At 55.5% G+C, this 19,821-nt stretch carries 21 protein-coding genes; all 21 read right to left on the bottom strand.

All coding sequences use genetic code 11. From position 1 onward, the window contains the following. Nucleotides 1–30 precede the first annotated feature (30 nt). The 21 genes from GJT30_17985 to rpoB all read right to left on the bottom strand — a co-directional run bounded on the left by GJT30_17985 (nt 31) and on the right by rpoB (nt 19,691). The gene (locus tag GJT30_17985) at nt 31–216 is read right to left on the bottom strand and encodes a type Z 30S ribosomal protein S14 (GenBank protein ID MSM41508.1); all 186 of its coding nucleotides are present in this window, start codon (nt 214–216) and stop codon (nt 31–33) included. Between the two features lie 19 nt (nt 217–235). After that, on the bottom strand, nt 236–775 hold the full coding sequence (gene rplE / locus GJT30_17980) for a 50S ribosomal protein L5 (GenBank protein MSM41507.1): 540 nt from the start codon (nt 773–775) through the stop codon (nt 236–238). Between the two features lie 14 nt (nt 776–789). Then, nucleotides 790–1,116 (bottom strand): 50S ribosomal protein L24, encoded by a 327-nt coding sequence (locus GJT30_17975; protein ID MSM41506.1) that lies wholly within the window; start codon nt 1,114–1,116, stop codon nt 790–792. Between the two features lie 11 nt (nt 1,117–1,127). Further along, on the bottom strand, nt 1,128–1,496 hold the full coding sequence (gene rplN / locus GJT30_17970) for a 50S ribosomal protein L14 (GenBank protein MSM41505.1): 369 nt from the start codon (nt 1,494–1,496) through the stop codon (nt 1,128–1,130). Nucleotides 1,497–1,511: 15 nt separating this feature from the next. Next, complete coding sequence (gene rpsQ / locus GJT30_17965) at nt 1,512–1,769, bottom strand: 30S ribosomal protein S17 (protein MSM41504.1); 258 nt, start codon at nt 1,767–1,769, stop codon at nt 1,512–1,514. Nucleotides 1,770–1,772: 3 nt separating this feature from the next. Further along, on the bottom strand, nt 1,773–1,970 hold the full coding sequence (gene rpmC / locus GJT30_17960) for a 50S ribosomal protein L29 (protein MSM41503.1): 198 nt from the start codon (nt 1,968–1,970) through the stop codon (nt 1,773–1,775). Then, the gene (gene rplP / locus GJT30_17955; protein ID MSM41502.1) at nt 1,960–2,382 is read right to left on the bottom strand and encodes a 50S ribosomal protein L16; all 423 of its coding nucleotides are present in this window, start codon (nt 2,380–2,382) and stop codon (nt 1,960–1,962) included. The genes rpmC and rplP overlap by 11 nt, the downstream gene beginning before the upstream one ends. A gap of 26 nt (nt 2,383–2,408) precedes the next feature. Then, nucleotides 2,409–3,038, bottom strand: coding sequence for a 30S ribosomal protein S3 (gene rpsC / locus GJT30_17950; GenBank protein MSM41501.1), 630 nt, complete (start codon nt 3,036–3,038; stop codon nt 2,409–2,411). A gap of 21 nt (nt 3,039–3,059) precedes the next feature. Continuing rightward, entirely contained in the window at nt 3,060–3,395 is a 336-nt protein-coding gene (gene rplV, locus GJT30_17945) for a 50S ribosomal protein L22 (GenBank protein ID MSM41500.1), read from the bottom strand. 18 nt (nt 3,396–3,413) lie between these two features. Beyond that, nucleotides 3,414–3,695, bottom strand: coding sequence for a 30S ribosomal protein S19 (rpsS, locus tag GJT30_17940; protein MSM41499.1), 282 nt, complete (start codon nt 3,693–3,695; stop codon nt 3,414–3,416). 22 nt (nt 3,696–3,717) lie between these two features. Then, entirely contained in the window at nt 3,718–4,542 is an 825-nt protein-coding gene (rplB, locus tag GJT30_17935; GenBank protein ID MSM41498.1) for a 50S ribosomal protein L2, read from the bottom strand. Between the two features lie 23 nt (nt 4,543–4,565). Then, nucleotides 4,566–4,850 (bottom strand): 50S ribosomal protein L23, encoded by a 285-nt coding sequence (locus GJT30_17930; protein MSM41497.1) that lies wholly within the window; start codon nt 4,848–4,850, stop codon nt 4,566–4,568. After that, nucleotides 4,847–5,470, bottom strand: coding sequence for a 50S ribosomal protein L4 (rplD, locus tag GJT30_17925; protein MSM41496.1), 624 nt, complete (start codon nt 5,468–5,470; stop codon nt 4,847–4,849). Before rplD ends, GJT30_17930 begins: the two co-directional genes overlap by 4 nt. 24 nt (nt 5,471–5,494) lie before the next feature. Beyond that, nucleotides 5,495–6,127 carry a 50S ribosomal protein L3 gene (gene rplC, locus GJT30_17920; GenBank protein MSM41495.1) on the bottom strand — a complete coding sequence of 211 codons (633 nt, stop codon included), beginning with the start codon at nt 6,125–6,127 and terminating at the stop codon, nt 5,495–5,497. A 28-nt stretch (nt 6,128–6,155) separates the two neighbouring features. Then, nucleotides 6,156–6,464, bottom strand: coding sequence for a 30S ribosomal protein S10 (gene rpsJ, locus GJT30_17915; protein ID MSM41494.1), 309 nt, complete (start codon nt 6,462–6,464; stop codon nt 6,156–6,158). A gap of 22 nt (nt 6,465–6,486) precedes the next feature. Then, on the bottom strand, nt 6,487–7,677 hold the full coding sequence (gene tuf, locus GJT30_17910) for an elongation factor Tu (GenBank protein MSM41493.1): 1,191 nt from the start codon (nt 7,675–7,677) through the stop codon (nt 6,487–6,489). A 36-nt stretch (nt 7,678–7,713) separates the two neighbouring features. Then, a complete protein-coding gene (fusA, locus tag GJT30_17905; GenBank protein ID MSM41492.1) occupies nt 7,714–9,792 on the bottom strand; it encodes an elongation factor G in 2,079 nt (692 codons plus the stop codon). A gap of 36 nt (nt 9,793–9,828) precedes the next feature. After that, nucleotides 9,829–10,299, bottom strand: coding sequence for a 30S ribosomal protein S7 (gene rpsG / locus GJT30_17900; GenBank protein ID MSM41491.1), 471 nt, complete (start codon nt 10,297–10,299; stop codon nt 9,829–9,831). Between the two features lie 35 nt (nt 10,300–10,334). Continuing rightward, entirely contained in the window at nt 10,335–10,706 is a 372-nt protein-coding gene (locus GJT30_17895) for a 30S ribosomal protein S12 (GenBank protein MSM41490.1), read from the bottom strand. A 535-nt stretch (nt 10,707–11,241) separates the two neighbouring features. Next, the gene (gene rpoC / locus GJT30_17890) at nt 11,242–15,504 is read right to left on the bottom strand and encodes a DNA-directed RNA polymerase subunit beta' (GenBank protein MSM41489.1); all 4,263 of its coding nucleotides are present in this window, start codon (nt 15,502–15,504) and stop codon (nt 11,242–11,244) included. A 74-nt stretch (nt 15,505–15,578) separates the two neighbouring features. After that, nucleotides 15,579–19,691: a DNA-directed RNA polymerase subunit beta gene (rpoB, locus tag GJT30_17885; protein ID MSM41488.1), complete on the bottom strand. Its 4,113-nt coding sequence runs from the start codon at nt 19,689–19,691 to the stop codon at nt 15,579–15,581. Nucleotides 19,692–19,821: the final 130 nt, after the last annotated feature.

The following is a 19,821-nucleotide window of genomic DNA, read 5'->3' as shown; positions in this document are numbered from 1 at the left end:
CTCCTCTGTTACGTATTGCTCTGGTTCGTGTTACCAGCTCGATTTAATAACGCCAGGGATCTGGCCGCTGGAAGCAAGTTTGCGCAGACAGATTCTGCACATATCAAACTTCCGGTAGTATGCGCGCGGCCGACCACAGAGGGGGCAGCGGTTGTACTCGCGGACCTTGAATTTACTCCCGCGCTGAGCCTTGATGATCATTGATGTCTTAGCCACTTGCTTCCTCCAAACTTTGTTAGTTCCTGAACGGCATTCCCATGTGTTTCAGTAATGCCCGGCCTTCTTCGTCAGTCTTCGCAGTCGTTACGATCGTGATATTCAACCCCTTGATCTTATCGATCTTATCATAATCGATCTCGGGGAAAATCAACTGCTCCTTAACGCCAAGCGAATAATTCCCTTTCCCGTCGAAACCCTTGGGCGATACGCCCTTGAAATCCCGTACACGAGGAAGCGATATATTCATGAGGCGGTCCAGAAACTCGTACATCTTGTCCTTACGGAGCGTTACCATGCAACCGATAGGCATGCCCTGACGGAGTTTGAAGGTAGCTATGGATTTCTTCGCCTTGGTGATGACAGGCTTTTGACCTGCAATCTGAGCCATCTCAACTGCTGCCGAATCCAGAATCTTCACGTTCTGGATGGCTTCTCCCAACCCCATGTTCAGAACGATCTTTTCCAGCTTCGGAACTTCCATGACGTTCTTGTACTGCATCTCCGTCATCAGGCGGGATATGATTTCTTTATGATAAAGCTCTTTCAGCCTGGCCATCTTACGCCTCCGTCTTATTTATCAAAGGACTCGCCGCATTTAACGCAAACGCGCACCTTCTTGCCATCATCAAGGATATTGATCCTCGTCCGTACCGCCTTCTTACAGGTATCGCAATGAAGCATCACATTGGAAATGTGAATGGGCGCTTCCTTCTCGACAATACCACCAGCTTCATTGCCCCGCGCTCTGGTATGGCGTTTGACGACATTGAGTCCTTCAACGATCACACCGTCCTTCTTGGGCACCATGCGTAGTACCTTACCGGATTTGCTCTTATCTTTCCCGGTTGTCACCACAACGGTATCGCCCTTCTTTACATGCAGTTTCTTGCCCAGCATCGTCTATCTCCTTACAGCACCTCAGGCGCCAGCGATATGATTTTCATGAACTTTTTCGCCCTGAGTTCACGTGCAACCGGACCAAAGATTCGCGTACCAACCGGCTCCCTCTGGTTGTTGATCACTACCCCGGAGTTGCCATCGAAACGGATATAGGAACCGTCCGGACGACCTATCTCTTTAGCGGTCCTCACTATGACCACCTTGACGACATCCCCTTTTTTCACCTTTGAATTAGGGAGGGCCTCTTTAACGGAAGCTACGATAATATCGCCAACTCGTGCATATTTACGCTTGGATCCACCAAGCACCTTTATGCAAAAGAGCTTTTTCGCTCCAGAGTTGTCAGCTACGTCGAGGATTGTCTGCATCTGTATCATTGACGAACTCCTATCCTACTGTACAGAGGAAATAATCTGCCGGACTTTCCAGCACTTGTCCTTACTCAACGGGCGTGACTCCACAATTACCACCCGGTCGCCAACCTTACAGCCGTTGGCTTCATCATGAGCCTTGTACTTGGCTGTTTGGCGAATATATTTGTTATAAACAGGATGTTTGACGATCCTGTTGACCTTAACGACTACAGTCTTATCCATCTTGTCACTGACAACCACGCCGATCTGAGTTTTTCTATTACCGCGCTGACTCATTGCTTACCCTCTCTGTCCGCTTTTTTCACGGAGCAGCGTCTTCACCCGCGCAATATCCTTGCGAAGAGCCGCCAGTTTCGCTGTATTCTCAAGCCTGCCGGTATGAAGCTGGAACTTGATATTGAAGAGTTCCTTGGCAAGCTCCTTGTCCTTGACGTTGAGTTCTGCAGCGTCAAGCTTTCTGAATTCACTAGCCTTCATAGTTCCCTCCCCTGGCTACAAATTTGGTGGGTACGGACAACTTATGGGCAGCAAGTCGGAAAGCTTCACGTGCTATTTCTTCTGTAACACCTTCCATTTCGTAAAGCATCCTACCGGGCTTTACCACGCAAACCCAAGACTCCGGGGATCCTTTACCTTTACCCATACGTGTCTCAGCAGGTTTCGACGTGAGGGGCTTATCAGGAAACACGCGGATCCAGATCTTGCCACCCCTCTTGATATAACGGGTCATGGCAATACGGGCAGCTTCAATCTGCCGTGAGTCGAGCCAACAGCACTCAGTAGCCTGCAGACCGAACTCTCCGAATGAAAGCTCTGCACCACGACTGGCAGCACCGGTCATGCGTCCCTTCATTTGCTTTCTATGTTTAACTCTCTTGGGCATCAACATCGTACAAACTCCTCATCATTTCTTTCTTAACCGGGAAGAACTTCGCCCTTGAAAATCAGCACTTTGACGCCAATAATTCCATACGTTGTCTTGGCCTCGGCAAAACCGAAATCGATGTCGGCGCGGAGCGTATGCAGAGGTACCCGTCCTTCACGATACCACTCGGTCCTGGACATTTCGGCGCCGCCCAAACGACCGGAGCAGGTGATTCTAATACCTTTGGCACCAAACTTTAGGGCTGAGGTTACGCTCTTCTTCATGGCCCGGCGGAATGCGATGCGACGCTCAAGTTGCAGAGCTACGTTCTCGGCGACAAGTTGTGCATCAAGTTCCGGCTTGCGGACCTCCTGAATGTTCAGGTAGATCTCCGTATCGGTGAGCTTGGCGAGGTCCTTTTTCAGAGTTTCGACCTCTGACCCCTTCTTGCCAATGATGAGACCGGGACGCGCAGTATAAATGTTGATTTTTGCCTTGTTCGCAGCACGCTCGATCTCTATTTTGGAAACACCGGAATTATAGAGACGCTTCTTGAGAAAACTTCTGAGTTTCAGGTCTTCATGAAGCAGTTTTGCGTACTCGGACTTTGCATACCAACGCGAATCCCAGGTCTTGATGACCCCAAGCCTGAAGCTTATCGGACTTACTTTCTGGCCCAAACTACACCTCCAACGGTTCTATTATTTCTTGTCAGCCAGCACTACGGATATATGGCTGGTCGGTTTACGGATCTTGCTTGCCCTGCCCATCGCCCTGGGGACAAAACGCTTGAGAACGGTTCCCCCGTCAACGAAAATCGTCTTGACATAGAGGCTGTCCACATCAGCGACGCCTTTCTGTTCGGCGTTTGCCACAGCTGAACTGAGCAATTTGGCCAGGATCTTAGCCGAAGGCTGGGGAGAGAACTTGAGAATGGTCAATGCATTCTGTATGGACTTCCCTCTCACCATGTCTGCGACCAGTCTGGTCTTTCTCGGCGAAAGTCGGACAGAATATAATTTGGCACGTGATTCCATGCGAAACTCCTTTACAGTTTACTTCTTCTTCAACTTGCTTTTTTTGTCGGCAGCATGACCGTGGAAGGTCCGTGTCGGTGCAAATTCACCCAGCTTGTGTCCAACCATGTTCTCGGTCACAAAAACCGGTATGAACTTCTTGCCATTATGAACAGCAAAGGTAAGCCCGATAAAATCAGGTGTAATGGTTGAACGTCGGGACCAGGTCTTGATCACCCTTTTTGAGCTCGGGCTCTCAGCCTGCACCTTTTCCATTACATGAGTATCTACGAAAGGCCCTTTTTTAATCGATCGTGCCATGGATTCTATCCTCTAACCGGTATTATTTAGTGCGAGGCTTCACAATGAAGCGCGTTGAACTCTTGTTCGTCCTGGTCTTGTACCCCTTTGTCGGGATACCCCAAGGAGTAACCGGATGACGCCCGCCAGAGGTCCTGCCCTCGCCACCGCCATGGGGATGGTCGACCGGGTTCATGGCAACGCCTCTTACCTTCGGCCTACGACCCAACCACCGTGAACGCCCTGCCTTGCCGATGTTGACGTTTTCATGGTCAATATTGCCCACTTGGCCGATGGTTGCCTTGCAGTCCATGAGAACCATCCGCACTTCACCAGAAGGAAGCTTTACCTGGGCATACTTTCCTTCTTTTGCCATCAACTGGGCAAAGGTACCTGCACTCCTTGCCAGTTGACCACCTTTACCGATCTTCAGTTCGATATTGTGGATGATGGTACCAAGAGGTATCGCCCGTAACGGCAATGTGTTACCCGGCTTGATATCGGCATTGGGACTTGCAAGTACGGTATCACCGACCTTCAGGTCAAGCGGAGCAAGGATATATCGCTTCTCACCGTCACAGTAATTCAGCAGTGCGATGCGTGCACTTCTGTTAGGATCGTACTCAATAGAAGCAACCTTTGCAGGTATATCGATCTTGTCACGCCTGAAGTCGATTATGCGGTATTTCTGCTTGTGCCCGCCACCGATGTGCCGTGAGGTAATGCGGCCAAAGCTGTTTCTGCCACCCGTTTTCTTGAGGGACACCAGCAATGACTTCTCAGGTGTAGTCGTTGTTATTTCTTCGAAGGTGGAGCAGGTCTGGTGCCTGCGTCCCGCCGATGTCGGCTTGTAACTCTTGATTCCCATCGTATCAGCTCCACACGTACGGATTAGATTTCAAAGAAATCGACGGTGCTCCCTTCCTTAAGGGTCACGTACGCCTTTTTCCAATTAGACCGTTTGCCGACATTCTTACCGAACCTCTTCGTCTTACCAGCCACGGTCACGGTTCTGACGGAAGTAACGGCAACATTAAACAGCTTCTCGGCAGCGGTCTTTATCTCAATCTTATTTGCGTCCCGGTCAACCACAAACGCCACCACATTGTGCGCATCTTTTGCAATGGTGGATTTTTCAGTGATGAACGGTTTCTTGATTACCTGATAGATATTCATGACTGCAGCGCTCCTTCGACCTTGGCAACCGCATCGCGGGTAAGGATCACATTCTGGTATTTCATCATGTCGAAGATGTTAAGCCCTTCAGCCCTGATTACCTTCACATCCTTGATGTTCCGCGCTGAAAGCTCCAGCTCCCTGTTGTCGCCTTCGACAATCAGCAATGCTCTGGACAATTCGAAACGGTCAAGCACGCCGGAAAAGCTCTTGGTGGATATGGAACCGAGCTGCAGTGAATCCATAACCGTCAGCTTGTTGTCTTTGAAGAGCATCGAGAACGCAGAGCGAAGAGCAGCCTTGCGAGCCTTCTTGTTCATCGAAAGACTGTAGGTTTTGGGTTGGGGGCCAAAAGCCACGCCACCACCAGGATACTGGGGAGCGCGCTTACACCCTTGACGGGCACCACCCGTCCCTTTTTGACGAAATGGCTTCTTGCCACTGCCGGCCACTTCGGAACGGTTCTTAGATGCTACGGTGCCAGCGCGCCTGTTTGCCAGCTGGATCTTCACCGCTTCATGAATGAGATACTCCTTCACGTCGGCGTTAAAGACGACATCACTGATTTCCAGATCACTGACTTTGTTTCTCTGCATGTCATACACAGCTATTGTTGCCATACCTGTCTCCAGATTATGCTCTATTTACTTGGCTTTCAAACTTGGCTTGATCAGCAGCAGTCCGTTGGTAGCTCCGGGGACCGCACCCTTGATCAAAAGAAGATTATCGTCTACATCAACCCTGACAACCTGCAGTTTCTGGACGGTTACCCGCTCATTACCGAGTTGCCCAGGCATCTTCTTGTTCTTGAAGACCCGCGAAGGTGTAGCCGAGCAGCCGATCGAACCGGGTGCCCTGTGGAAGCGGGAACCGTGGGAAGAACGTCCACCCTTGAAGCCCCAGCGCTTGATGACGCCCTGGAAGCCTTTACCGATGCTCGTACCGGTCACATCGACATACTCGCCGGCGGCAAACTGGTCTGCACCAATCTGATCGCCCACCGAGTACTGATCGATATTTTCAACACGAAGCTCTTTCAGATAGCGGAAGACACCCTGACCTGCGGCTTTGCAGTGACCGACCAAAGCCTTGGTTGAGCGTGAAGCCTCTTTCTGCCCAAAACCGAGCTGGATAGCATCATAGCCATCCCGGGCAGCAGTCTTTTTCTGCAGAACGACACAGGGGCCTGCCTCGACGACGGTCACCGGAATTCTGCGTCCGTCTTCAACAAAGATCTGGGTCATGCCCAGCTTTTTCCCGATCAATCCTTTTTTCATGACTAAGCGTCCCTATCCTTGCAGCGAATTATAGCTTGATCTCTACATCAACACCGGCCGAAAGATCGAGCTTCATGAGCGCATCGACCGTCTGCTGGGTTGGATCGAGAATGTCGATCAGACGCTTGTGAGTTCTGATCTCAAACTGCTCGCGCGATTTTTTGTCCACATGCGGGCCACGAAGCACGCAGTATTTATTGATCACGGTCGGCAGCGGGATCGGTCCAGCCACGCGTGCGCCAGTTCTTTTTGCCGTATCGACGATTTCACCGACCGACTGATCCAGGAGCTTGTGGTCATACGCTTTGAGTCGTATTCTGATTTTCTGACTTGGCATTGTTTCCTCTTCTACTGACGGATTATTCGATAATGGCGCTGACGACGCCGGCGCCGACCGTACGGCCGCCTTCGCGGATGGCGAAACGGAGTCCTTCGTCCATGGCGATCGGCGTGATCAGGTTGATGGTGACGGCTACGTTGTCGCCCGGCATGACCATCTCGGTGCCCGCTGCCAGTTCGACGATCCCGGTCACGTCAGTGGTACGGAAGTAGAACTGCGGACGATAGCCGTTGAAGAACGGGGTGTGACGGCCGCCTTCTTCCTTGGTCAGAACGTAGGCCTCGGCCTTGAACTTGGTGTGCGGGGTGATTGAACCCGGCTTGGCCAGCACCTGGCCGCGCTCGATGTCTTCACGCTTGACGCCGCGCAAGAGGGCGCCGATGTTGTCGCCGGCACGGCCTTCGTCGAGCAGCTTGCGGAACATTTCAACACCGGTGACGGTGGTCTTGGCAGTGGTCTTGATGCCGACGATCTCGACTTCTTCGCCGACCTTGACGATCCCGCGCTCAACACGACCAGTGGCGACGGTGCCGCGACCGGAGATGGAGAAGACGTCTTCGACCGGCATCAGGAACGGCTTGTCAATGGCGCGCTCCGGCTCGGGGATATAGGCGTCGACGGCATCCATGAGCTGCATGATGGCCTGCTCGCCCAGTTCGCCCGGATCGCCTTCCAGTGCCTTCAGTGCGCTCCCCTTGATGATGGGGATATCGTCGCCAGGGAAGTCGTAGGAGGAGAGCAGTTCGCGGATCTCCAGCTCGACCAGTTCCAGCAGTTCGGCATCGTCGACCATGTCGGCCTTGTTGAGGAAGACGACGATGTAGGGTACGCCAACCTGACGGGCAAGCAGGATGTGCTCGCGGGTCTGCGGCATGGGGCCGTCGGCGGCGGACACAACCAGGATGGCGCCGTCCATCTGCGCCGCACCGGTGATCATGTTCTTGACGTAGTCGGCATGGCCCGGACAGTCGACGTGCGCATAGTGACGCTTGTCGGTCTCGTACTCGACGTGCGCGGTGGCGATGGTGATACCGCGCTCACGTTCTTCAGGAGCATTGTCGATCTGGTCGAATGCCCTGAACTCGGCCTGACCCTTGGCTGCCAGCACCTTCGTTATCGCTGCCGTCAGCGTCGTTTTCCCGTGGTCGACGTGCCCGATCGTCCCTATATTGACGTGCGGTTTCGTCCTCTCAAATTTCGCCTTTGCCATGCTGAAGGCCCTCCTTCACAACTGTTTTGTGTATCGTTAACCTTTAACTTTTGCGACTATCTCTTCGGCAACCGATTTGGGTACCTGCTCGTAATGATCAAAGGTCATGGTGTAGGTTGCGCGGCCCTGCGTTGCGGAGCGAAGGTCGGTAGCGTACCCGAACATCTGTGCAAGCGGGACCATGGAGGCAACAACCTGCGCACCAGCCCTATTCTCCATCCCCATAATCCGGCCACGGCGTGAGTTGAGATCGCCGATGACCTCACCCATGTACTCCTCAGGCACAACCACTTCCACCGACATGATCGGCTCAAGAAGTACCGGGGATGCCTTGGCACACCCTTCTTTGAAGCCCATGGATCCGGCGATCTTGAATGCCATTTCAGAGGAATCGACCTCGTGATACGAACCGTCAATGAGAGTGACCTTCACGTCGACAACCGGGAAGCCGGCAAGAACACCGGATTCGGTAGCTTCCTGAATCCCCTTGTCAACAGCGGGGATATATTCTCTCGGCACGACGCCACCCTTGATGGCATCGACAAATTCATAACCCTTGCCCGGCTCCTGCGGTTCCACTTCGAGCCAGACATGGCCATACTGACCGCGACCGCCGGACTGGCGCACGAACTTGCCTTCGACCTTGACCTTCTTGGAGATGGTTTCGCGGTAGGCAACCTGCGGCTTGCCAACGTTTGCCTCTACCTTGAACTCGCGCATGAGACGATCGACAATGATCTCCAGGTGCAGCTCGCCCATCCCCGAAATAATGGTCTGGCCGGTCTCCTCGTCAGTCTTCACGCGGAAGGAAGGGTCTTCGCTGGCGAGCTTGGCAAGGCTCGTTCCGAGCCTGTCCTGGTCAGCCTTGGTTTTCGGCTCGATGGCAATGGCAATTACCGGCTCGGGAAACTCGATGGATTCGAGGATAACCGGTGAATCTTCGGGACAGAGCGTATCACCTGTCGTTGTATATTTAAGACCAACCGCCGCGGCGATGTCTCCCGCGTAGACTTCCTTGATCTCTTCGCGCTTGTTGGCGTGCATCTTGAGCAGACGACCGATACGCTCTTTCTTCCCCTTGGTGGAGTTATAGATATAGGAGCCGGAGGTAAGCGTGCCCGAATAGACCCTAAAGAAGCACAACTGCCCGACAAAGGGGTCGGTCATGATCTTGAATGCCAGCGCAGCAAACGGCTCCGCATCAGAAGCCTTCCGCTCAACCTCGACTTCAGAGTCGGCGTCTATACCCTTGATTGCAGGAATATCCAGCGGAGAGGGGAGATAGTCGACAACCGCATTGAGCAGCGGCTGGACACCCTTGTTCTTGAAAGAAGAGCCGCAGGCTACCGGGCAGATTTTGATGTCGATGGTTGCCTGGCGAATGGCAGCCTTTATCTCCGCCGTGGTCAGTTCTTCGCCGGCAAGATACTTTTCCATCAGCGCATCGTCGTTGCTGGCAACCTCTTCCACGAGCTTTTCGCGATACTCGGCAGCGATCTCCATAAGATCGGCTGGGATCGCCTCCTCACGAAACTTTGCCCCGAGAGACTCCTCATCCCAAACAATCGCCTTCATTTCGACCAGATCAATGATCCCCTTGAAGGTATCCTCAACCCCGATCGGCAGCTGGATCGGCACCGGATTCGCTTTGAGACGATCCCTGATCATGCCGACGCCGCGGAAAAAATCCGCACCTACGCGGTCCATCTTATTGATAAACGCAATACGCGGAACGCGATATTTGTCAGCCTGGCGCCAGACCGTCTCCGATTGCGGCTCCACGCCACCCACGGAACAGAACACCGCTACCGAGCCATCGAGTACGCGCAGCGAACGCTCTACCTCAATGGTAAAATCGACGTGACCGGGGGTATCGATAATGTTGATACGGTGATCATCCCACGTACAGGTTGTTGCCGCCGACGTGATGGTGATGCCACGCTCCTGCTCCTGCTCCATCCAGTCCATGGTGGCAGTACCATCATGCACTTCACCAATCTTATGAGAAACACCGGTGTAATAGAGTATCCGCTCGGTGGTTGTGGTCTTGCCGGCATCAATGTGCGCCATGATACCGATATTGCGAGTTTTTTCCAATGGGGTCTGACGTGCCACGAATATTCCTCCAGTAACCCTACTCTATATCGAAAACTACCAGCGGTAGTGTGCGAAAGCGCGGTTTGCTTCTGCCATCTTGTGCGTATCCTCACGCTTCTTGACGGCTGCTCCGCGGTTATTAAAAGCATCGAGGATTTCACCGGCCAGCTTGTCGGTGGCCGTTTTCTCGGAACGCGCATTGGCATACCGTGCCAACCAACGCATAGCCAGAGAGTTTCTCCGATCCACACGCACCTCAACAGGAACCTGATAGGTCGAACCACCGACCCGGCGCGACTTGACCTCAAGAGTGGGCTTGACGTTATCGAGCGCCTTTTTCAGCACCTTCAGCGCGTCCTCGTTGGCGCGCTTGGCAACCAGATCAAGAGCGCCGTACAGCGCACGCTCAGCAGTACTCTTCTTGCCATCCTGCATGATGATATTGACGAACTTGGCAACCGTCCGGTCATTGTACTTTGGATCGGGCAAAATGACCCGCTTGGCAACTTCTCTTCTCCTAGGCATAGCTACCTCTCAAAAAGATCTTTCTGTACTACTGATTACTTGGGACGCTTCGCACCGTACTTAGAGCGGCTCTTCTTCCGGTCCTTCACGCCGACCGAATCAAGCGTTCCACGCACGATATGATAACGGACACCCGGAAGGTCCTTCACCCTGCCACCCCTGATAAGAACAACGGAGTGCTCCTGCAGGTTGTGCCCGACACCCGGAATATACGACGTCACCTCGATGCCATTAGTAAGCCTCACCCTGGCAACCTTACGCAGAGCGGAGTTCGGCTTTTTGGGCGTTGTCGTATAGACCCTGGTACAAACCCCACGCTTCTGCGGGCAACACTTCAGCGCCGGAGCAGTCGATTTGTCCTTTTTGCTCTGCCTTCCAATTCGAATAAGCTGATTAATCGTCGGCATAATTAACCCAATCTCCCAACAATAATTGTCAACCCACCCCACAAGAGGCGAATTGCAAACCTAACAAATAAACATCTTCCGTGTCAACGCTTTTATACTACCAACATAAAAAGACAAAAAGAAATCCCACACCCGAACTTTTCGGGCAGTGCCGCCAAGAGTGACAGCGGGATACTCCAGAAGCCCAGCGCGAGAATTCAACCGGAGGGGAATGGAATAGGTGTAGGGTCGGAATGGGTACCGACATCTCCATTCACATGCGCTTTACTAGCGCCTCGCACTTACAGAGGTCTTCTGAAAGACGGATATTAATAAACAATATTTGTGCGGTTGTCAACAACAAATCGCAGTTTTTTTATTTCGTCGCCGAGGCCTCGATTTTCGACGTGTTTCGGACAGACCCGGTTGTTGTCATGCCGCCGCGCTGAGCACAGAGTGCCACTCCGGACGCGGTTTTGTTCCGCCATAAGAAAACCGGCGCATGGTTCGCATGCACCGGTTTTCTTATATGCAGGCCGCAGCCTATTTTCAGCGGCTATTCGTCAAAGTCGTCACCGAAATCTTCATCGATGATCGGCTCTTCCTCCGGAGGCAGCAGTTCCACGGGAACCTCAGGCAGACCATGTGCCTCCTCCATCTGCAGTTTGAGGTGGCGATACCGGGTCAACCCTGTTCCGGCAGGGATCAGGCGACCCATGATGACGTTTTCCTTGAGTCCGCGCAGGCTGTCGACCTTTCCTTCGATTGCCGCCTGGGTCAGGACCTTGGTGGTCTCCTGGAATGATGCCGCCGAGATGAACGATTCGGTCGACAACGAGGCCTTGGTAATACCGAGGAGCAGCGGCTCGGCCGTAGCCGGACGGCCACCCTTGGTGAGAACCCGCTCGTTCTCGTCCTCAAAGACATACCGTTCGAGCTGATCGTCCACCAGCATGATCGTATCGCCGGAATCCTTGATCCTTACCCGGCGCAGCATCTGCCTGACAATGGTCTCGATATGCTTGTCGTTGATCTTGACACCCTGGAGCCGGTAGACCTCCTGGACTTCGTCGACCAGGTACCGGGCGAGTTCCTTGATGCCAAGCACCCGCAGAATGTCGTGGGGGTTGGAGGAGCCGTCCATGAGAGCCTCGCCAGCCCTCACATGGTCCCCTTCGTGAACACTGATATGCTTCCCTTTCGGGATGAGATATTCCTTCTCTTCGCCGATCTCGGGGCGGACAATGACCTTCCGCTTCCCTTTGGCATCCTTGCCGAAGGAGACGACACCGTCGATCTCGGAGATGACGGCATAGTCCTTGGGCTTGCGAGCCTCGAACAGTTCGGCAACACGTGGCAGACCACCGGTGATATCCTTTGTCTTCGTGGTCTCGCGGGGGATCTTCGCGATGACGTCACCGGCATTGACGATCGACTCGTCCTGAACGGAGATGTTTGCCCCGACGGGCAGGAAATAGCGGCCCATCAGGCTCTCGCCAATCTTCGTTGTCTTGCCCGACTCGTCCTTCAGTGAGATGCGGGGACGCTTGTCCGGGTCACGCGACTCGATGATGACCTTGCGGGAGAGACCGGTGACTTCGTCCACCTGCTCCTCCATGGTGATCCCTTCGACGATGTCGCCAAACTTGACCTTGCCACCGACCTCGGTGAGGATCGGCATGGTGTAGGGGTCCCACTCGGCCAGGGTCTGGCCCGGTTTGACCAGTTCATCCTGCTTGGCCTTGATCTTGGCACCGTAGACGATGGCATAGCGTTCGCGTTCCCGACCGGTCTCATCCACGATCGCCAGCTCGCCGTTCCGGTTCATGACGATGTAATTGGCGACATCACCCTCGTAGTTGGTGACAAAGTTGATGTTGATGTACTTGACGCGACCCTCGTTGCGCGCTTCGAGGGAGGTCTGCTCAGCACGACGGGATGCGGCACCACCGATGTGGAAGGTACGCATAGTGAGCTGTGTTCCCGGCTCGCCGATGGACTGTGCCGCAATGACGCCGACAGCCTCGCCCATGTTGACCAGATGGCCGCGTGCCAGGTCGCGGCCGTAGCACATGGCACAGATGCCGCGCCGGCTCTGGCAGGTAAGAACCGAGCGGATCTTGACCCGTTCGAGTCCGGCATCCTCGATCTTCTTGACGAGGGTTTCGTCAATTTCCGTGTCGGCAGCAACCAGAACCTCGCCGGTCACCGGGTCAAGGATGTCTTCCAGGGCCACGCGGCCGAGGATGCGATCACCGATATGCTCAATGATCTCGCCACCTTCCGTGAGTGCCGAAACCATCAGGCCGTCGATGGTGCCGCAGTCGGTCTCGGTGATGATGGCGTCCTGCGCAACGTCGACCAGTCGACGGGTGAGATAACCGGAGTTGGCGGTCTTGAGAGCCGTATCGGCCAGACCTTTACGGGCACCGTGGGTCGAGATGAAGTACTGGAGAACCGTGAGACCTTCGCGGAAGTTCGCCGTAATCGGAGTCTCGATGATCTCGCCGGAAGGCTTGGCCATCAAGCCCCTCATCCCGGCCAGCTGGCGGATCTGCTGGGCGGAACCTCGGGCACCGGAGTCGGCCATCATATGAATGGCGTTGAAGGAGGGAACCTTGAGTTCCTTGCCGTCGTCAGGGGAGAATACCGTCTCCTTGGAGATGTTGTCCAACATCTCCTTGGCAATATCCTCGGTAGCCTTGGCCCAGATGTCGATGACCTTGTTGTAGCGCTCGCCGTCGGTGATGAGACCTTCGGTGTACTGGTTCTGGATCTCTTTTACCTCTTCGGTGGCACGGTCGATGATCGCATATTTCCCAAAGGGGATCTGCATGTCGTTGATGCAGATGGAGATACCGGCCAGGGTGGAATAGCGGAAACCGATCTCCTTGAGCCGGTCGGCCAGGATGACGGTTTCCTTGTTGCCCGCCAGTCGGTAGCAGATGTCGACCAGGTTGGTGAGCTCCTTCTTGGACATGGTCTTGTTGATAGCGCTGAACGGAACCGCTTCGGGAAGGATCTCGCGCAGGAGAACACGGCCGACAGTGGTCTTGATCCGCTCAGGGGCATCTTCACTGCCACGGATGTTTTTCATGCGTACTTCGATGGGGGCCTGGAGGTCGACCTCACCGGCGTCGAAGGCGATCCTGACCTCTTCGGGTGACGCCAATATCTTGCCGAACCCTTTCACCCGCTGCCAGAGCTGGTTGCCGGTTTTCTTGTCCGCCATCGGCTTGCCATTCTCGTCAAGAACCCGCTCGAACTCGCGGTCCCTGGTCATATGGTACGTACCGAGAACCATGTCCTGCGAAGGAACGATGATCGGCTTGCCATGGGCCGGGGAGAGGATGTTATTGGTGGACATCATCAGAACGCGCGCCTCGACCTGGCTCTCGATGGAGAGTGGCAGGTGCACGGCCATCTGGTCGCCGTCGAAGTCGGCGTTGAATGCCGTACAGACCAGCGGATGAAGCTGGATGGCCTTCCCTTCGATCAGTACCGGTTCAAAGGCCTGGATACCGAGACGGTGCAGGGTCGGAGCACGGTTGAGAAGGACCGGGTGCTCCTTGATGACCTCTTCCAGCACGTCCCACACCTCGGGACGTTCCTTTTCCACCATTTTCTTGGCACTTTTGATCGTCGTGACAAACCCGCGTTCTTCGAGCTTGTTGTAGATGAACGGCTTGAAGAGCTCCAGCGCCATCTTCTTGGGGAGACCGCACTGGTGGAGCTTCAGCTCGGGGCCGACGACGATGACCGAACGGCCCGAATAGTCGACCCGCTTGCCGAGCAGGTTCTGGCGGAAACGGCCCGATTTCCCTTTCAGCATGTCGGAAAGCGACTTGAGCGGCCGCTTGTTGGGCCCGGCAATGGCACGGCCGCGGCGTCCGTTGTCAAACAGGGCATCAACAGCTTCCTGCAGCATACGCTTCTCGTTGCGGATGATCACCTCGGGAGCCTGCAGCTCCATGAGGCGCTTGAGACGGTTGTTCCGGTTGATGACCCGGCGATAGAGATCGTTCAGGTCCGAAGTGGCAAAACGGCCACCATCAAGCGGAACCAGCGGCCGGAGTTCCGGCGGCAGGACCGGGATACATTCGAGGATCATCCATTCCGGACGGTTGCCCGAAACCTTGAAGGCCTCCACGACCTTGAGCCGTTTGGCAACCTTCTTTCGCTTCGCCTCGCTGTTGGCTTCCTGCATCTCGGTCCTGAGCATATCTGCCAGCCCCTCCAGATCGAGTGCCTTGAGGCAGTCGCGGATGGCAGCAGCCCCCATGCCGGCGATGAAACCGTTGCCAAGCTCCTCAACCGACTTCTGGAACTGGTCCTCGGTAAGCACCTCGCCAAAGGAGAGGGAAGTGGCGCCCGGATCGATGATGACGTAGGCCTCGAAATAGAGGACCCGCTCCAGATCCTTCAGGGTCATGTCGAGCAGGTTGCCGATCCTGGACGGAAGCGACTTGAGGAACCAGATATGGGCAACCGGCGTGGCCAGATCGATGTGCCCGAGACGTTCTCGGCGCACCTTGGAGGGAATGACCTCGACGCCGCACTTCTCGCAGACGATCCCGCGGTGCTTCATCCGCTTGTACTTGCCGCAGTTGCACTCGTAGTCCTTGGTCGGGCCGAAGATCTTGGCACAGAAGAGGCCGTCGCGTTCGGGCTTGAAGGTACGGTAGTTGATGGTCTCAGGCTTCTTTACTTCACCAAAGGAGCGCTCGCGGATCTTTTCCGGTGAGGAGATGGATATCCTGATGGCGGAAAAGTGGAGCGGGTCCTTGGGCTTATCGAAAAAATTGAAAAGATCTTCCAATGTTGTGCCTCCTTGAAATGAGGAGTTATTCCTGCAGGCGGCGGAACGCTTCCCTGCCGCACGTTTGTAAGGTGTTACTCTTCCTCGGTCTCAAGCAGCTCCACGTCCAGACAGAGCGACTGGAGTTCCTTGATCAGAACGTTGAAGGATTCGGGCAGACCCGGCTCAAGGGTGTGTTTCCCCTTGACGATCGCCTCGTACATCCTGGTCCGTCCGGCAACGTCGTCCGATTTGACGGTGAGGAATTCCTGCAGGGCATAGGCAGCGCCGTACGCCTCCATGGCCCAGACTTCCATTTCACCCAGACGCTGTCCACCGAACTGCGCCTTGCCACCCAGCGGCTGCTGGGTAACCAGGCTGTAGGGGCCGATGGACCGGGCATGGATCTTGTCGTCGACCAGGTGATGAAGCTTCAGGACGTACATGACCCCGACGGTGACCTTGTGCTTGAACGGATCGCCGGACTTGCCGTCGTAGAGCGTGACCTGGCCCGAGCTGTCGAAACCGGCCTTTTTGAGCATGGTCTGGATGTTTTCCTCGGTTGCCCCTTCAAAGACCGACGAGGCCATCGGCACACCGCGCTTCAGGCGTGTTGCCACACGGAGCAGCTCATCCTCTTCCAGCGTGTCGATGAACTTGGACATCTCCTTCTCGTTGTAAATCTCCTTGAGGTTCTTCTTCAGCTGGGCTTCCGGAGTGTTTTTCTCCAGCATCTCCTCGATACGCCAGCCGATTCCCTTGGCGGCCCAGCCGAGATGCGTCTCCAGGATCTGGCCGACGTTCATACGGGAAGGAACCCCCAGCGGGTTGAGCACGATCTCCACCGGACGACCGTCTTCCATGTAGGGCATGTCCTCTTCCGGCAGGATCCGGGAGACGACACCCTTGTTCCCGTGACGGCCCGCCATCTTGTCGCCGACCTGCAGCTTGCGCTTGATGGCGATATAGACCTTGACCATCTTGATGACGCCCGGCGGCAGGTCGTCCCCCCGTTTCAGTTTCTGGATCTTGTCATCGAAGACGTATTTGATGAAGTCGATCTGCTGATAGAGCTTAGAGAGGACCTGGGCGACCTTTTCCTCCACGTCGTCCCCGTCGCTCACCGAGATCTCGTCCCAGCGCTCCAGCGGGATGGTGACCAGCAGCTCCTCGGAAATCTTCTTGTCCTTGGCCAGAAGGACCTTTCCTTCTTTCCCTTCTATCTTCACCGCAGAGGTCCGGCCGACCAGGAGCCGCTTCAGCTTGCCGACAGCCGAATCACGGATGATGCGGATCTCGTCCTGTTCGTCCTTGCGGAGTTTTTCCTCTTCTGCCTTCTCGATGATCTCAGTCCGGGCGTCCTTGTCGGAACCCTTGCGGGAGAAGATCTTGGCGCCGATGACCGTCCCTTCCACACCGGGAGGAACGCGCAGAGACGTATCACGGACATCGCCGGCCTTCTCGCCGAAAATGGCCCGCAGAAGCTTCTCTTCGGGAGAGAGCTGCGTCTCCCCCTTCGGGGTGATCTTGCCGACCAGGATATCGCCCGGCTTCACCTCGGCGCCGATCCTGATGATGCCGGACTCGTCCAGATCCTTCAGCGTCTCTTCACCCAGGTTGGGGATGTCGGCGGTAATCTCCTCTTTCCCCAGCTTGGTATCGCGGGCAACGCACTCGAACTCCTCGATGTGGATCGAGGTGTAGCGGTCGTCCTTGACCAGTTTCTCCGAAATGAGGATGGAGTCCTCGAAGTTGTAACCGCCCCACGGCATGAAGGCAACGACTACGTTCTGGCCGAGCGCCAGCTCCCCCATGTCGGTGGAGGGTCCGTCGGCGATGACGTCGGCTCGCTTGACATGGTCACCGATCTTCACCACCGGCCGCTGGTTGATGCAGGTGTTCTGGTTGGAACGGGCGAACTTGATCAGGTTGTAGATGTCGACGCCGGTCCCCATCTCGTCGAACTCGTCCTCGTCGATCTTGACGACGATGCGGGAGGCATCGACCGATTCCACCACGCCGTTGTGGCGGGCAACGACCGACACACCGGAATCACGGGCAACCACCCGCTCCATGCCGGTACCGACCAACGGCGAGTCGGCCCGCAGGAGTGGCACGGCCTGGCGCTGCATGTTGGAACCCATGAGAGCACGGTTGGCGTCGTCGTTTTCCAGGAACGGGATCAGCGAGGCAGCAACGGAAACGAGCTGCATCGGCGCCACGTCCATCAGCTCGATCTCGTCGCGTCCGACCAGCACGAACTCGCCCGACTTCCGGGCCGAGACATAGTCGGATTCGAAGCGGCCTTCCTTGTCCATCTCGGCGTTGGCCTGGGCAATGGCGTGACCTTCCTCCTCCAGCGCGGAGAAGAAACGGACCTCGTTGGTGACCTTCCCTTCCTTGACGATCCGGTAGGGCGTTTCCACGAAGCCGTGCTCGTTGATCCGGGCATAGGTGGAGAGCGAGGCGATCAGACCGATGTTTGGTCCTTCAGGGGTCTCGATCGGACAGACGCGGCCGTAATGGGTCGGATGGACGTCGCGCACCTCGAAGCCGGCGCGCTCACGAGTGAGGCCCCCCGGTCCGAGTGCCGACAGACGCCGCTTGTGGGTAACCTCGGAAAGCGGGTTGGTCTGGTCCATGAACTGGGAAAGCTGGGATGAGCCGAAGAACTCCTTGACCACTGCCGAAACCGGCTTGGAGTTGATCAGGTCGTGCGGCATGAGGTTCTCGACCTCCTGGAGGCTCATCCGCTCCTTGATGGCCCGTTCCATACGGACCAGGCCGATGCGGTACTGGTTCTCCAGAAGCTCGCCAACTGCCCGCACGCGGCGGTTTCCCAGGTGGTCGATATCGTCGATGCTCCCCTTGCCGTTCTTCAGGTCGATCAGGTAGCGCACCACTTCCAGAACGTCTTCCTTGGTCAGGACCTGGCAATCCAGCGGCGTCTTCAGACCGAGCTTGTGATTGAGCTTCAGCCGGCCGACCGCGGAAAGGTCGTAGCGCTCCGGATTGAAAAACAGGTTGCCGAACAGGGCAACGGCACTCTTGATGGTCGGCGGATCGCCGGGACGAAGGCGGCGGTAGATCTCGATCAGCGCGTCATCGGTCGAGGATATCTTGTCGACCAGGATGGTGTCGCGGAACGAGGAGGTGACATGGAGCCCGTCGATGAACAGCACCTTGAGGGCTGCAATCTCCCGGCTGCGGATCTCGGTCAGCTTGGCAAGGGTGATCTCGTCGTTGCACTCCAGCAGGACCTCGCCAGTAGCGGGATCGACCACGTCATGGCAGGAGAACCGGCCCACGACCTCTTCTTCCATGATCGGTATTGACTTGATGCCATGCTCTTCCATCTTCCTGATGGCAGCCTTGGTGAACTTCCGGTTGGCCTTGACGAGCACGTCGCCGGTATTGGGGTCCACAATATCGCTGGTGGCCTTCTGGTTGATCAGCAGTTCCGGCTCTGCGGTCTTTACCAGACGCTCACCCGAGAGGATAATCTCCTCGCTCTTGTAATAGTAATTGAGGAGTTCCTCGGTGGAGTAGCCCAACGCCTTGAGCAGCACCGTCGCCGGCATCTTGCGCCGACGGTCGATCCGCACGTAGAGGATGTCCTTGTGATCGAATTCGAAATCGAGCCATGAACCGCGGTAGGGAATCACCCTGGCCGAATAGAGAACCTTGCCGCTGGAGTGGGTCTTCCCCTTGTCGTGGTCGTAGAATACGCCGGGCGAGCGATGCAACTGGCTGACGATAACCCGTTCCGTTCCGTTGATGATGAACGTGCCATTCTCGGTCATGAGCGGGATCTCGCCGAAATAGACCTCCTGCTCCTTGATGTCACGGATCGACCGAGCGTTGTTCTCCTTGTTGACATCCCAGACAACCAACCGAACTTTGACCTTCATCGGCGCGGCAAAGGTCATGCCGCGCTGGTGACATTCCTCCACATCATATTTCGGCGTGCCCAGCGCATAGGAGACATACTCCAGAGATGCGGTCTCGCTGAAATCACGGATCGGGAAAACGCTGCGGAATACGGCCTCAAGGCCGAAGTTTTTTCTCGCCTCGTACGGAACGTCCAGCTGAAGGAATCTCTTGTAGGAATTCTTCTGTATATCAATCAGGTTGGGGATATCGATAATCTTTTTGATCTTCGCGAAGTTTTTACGGAGCAGGGGGTTATTCGCAATTGAATAAGCCATTAAGAATGTCTCCTTTGTTGCAAGGCTTTATAGACGTTGGCGCTTTATTGGTGACTACCTGAACTCTAAGCATTTCAAGTAGTTGGCGTCACGAAGCACTAGCCCGCCAACAAAATAGAACAGCCAAGGC

It is taken from the genome of Geobacter sp. (genome assembly GCA_009684525.1).
Lineage (GTDB): Bacteria > Desulfobacterota > Desulfuromonadia > Geobacterales > DSM-12255 > Geoanaerobacter.
The sequence above is the reverse complement of the archived record's forward strand: the minus strand, read 5'-3'. Positions and strand labels throughout refer to the sequence as shown.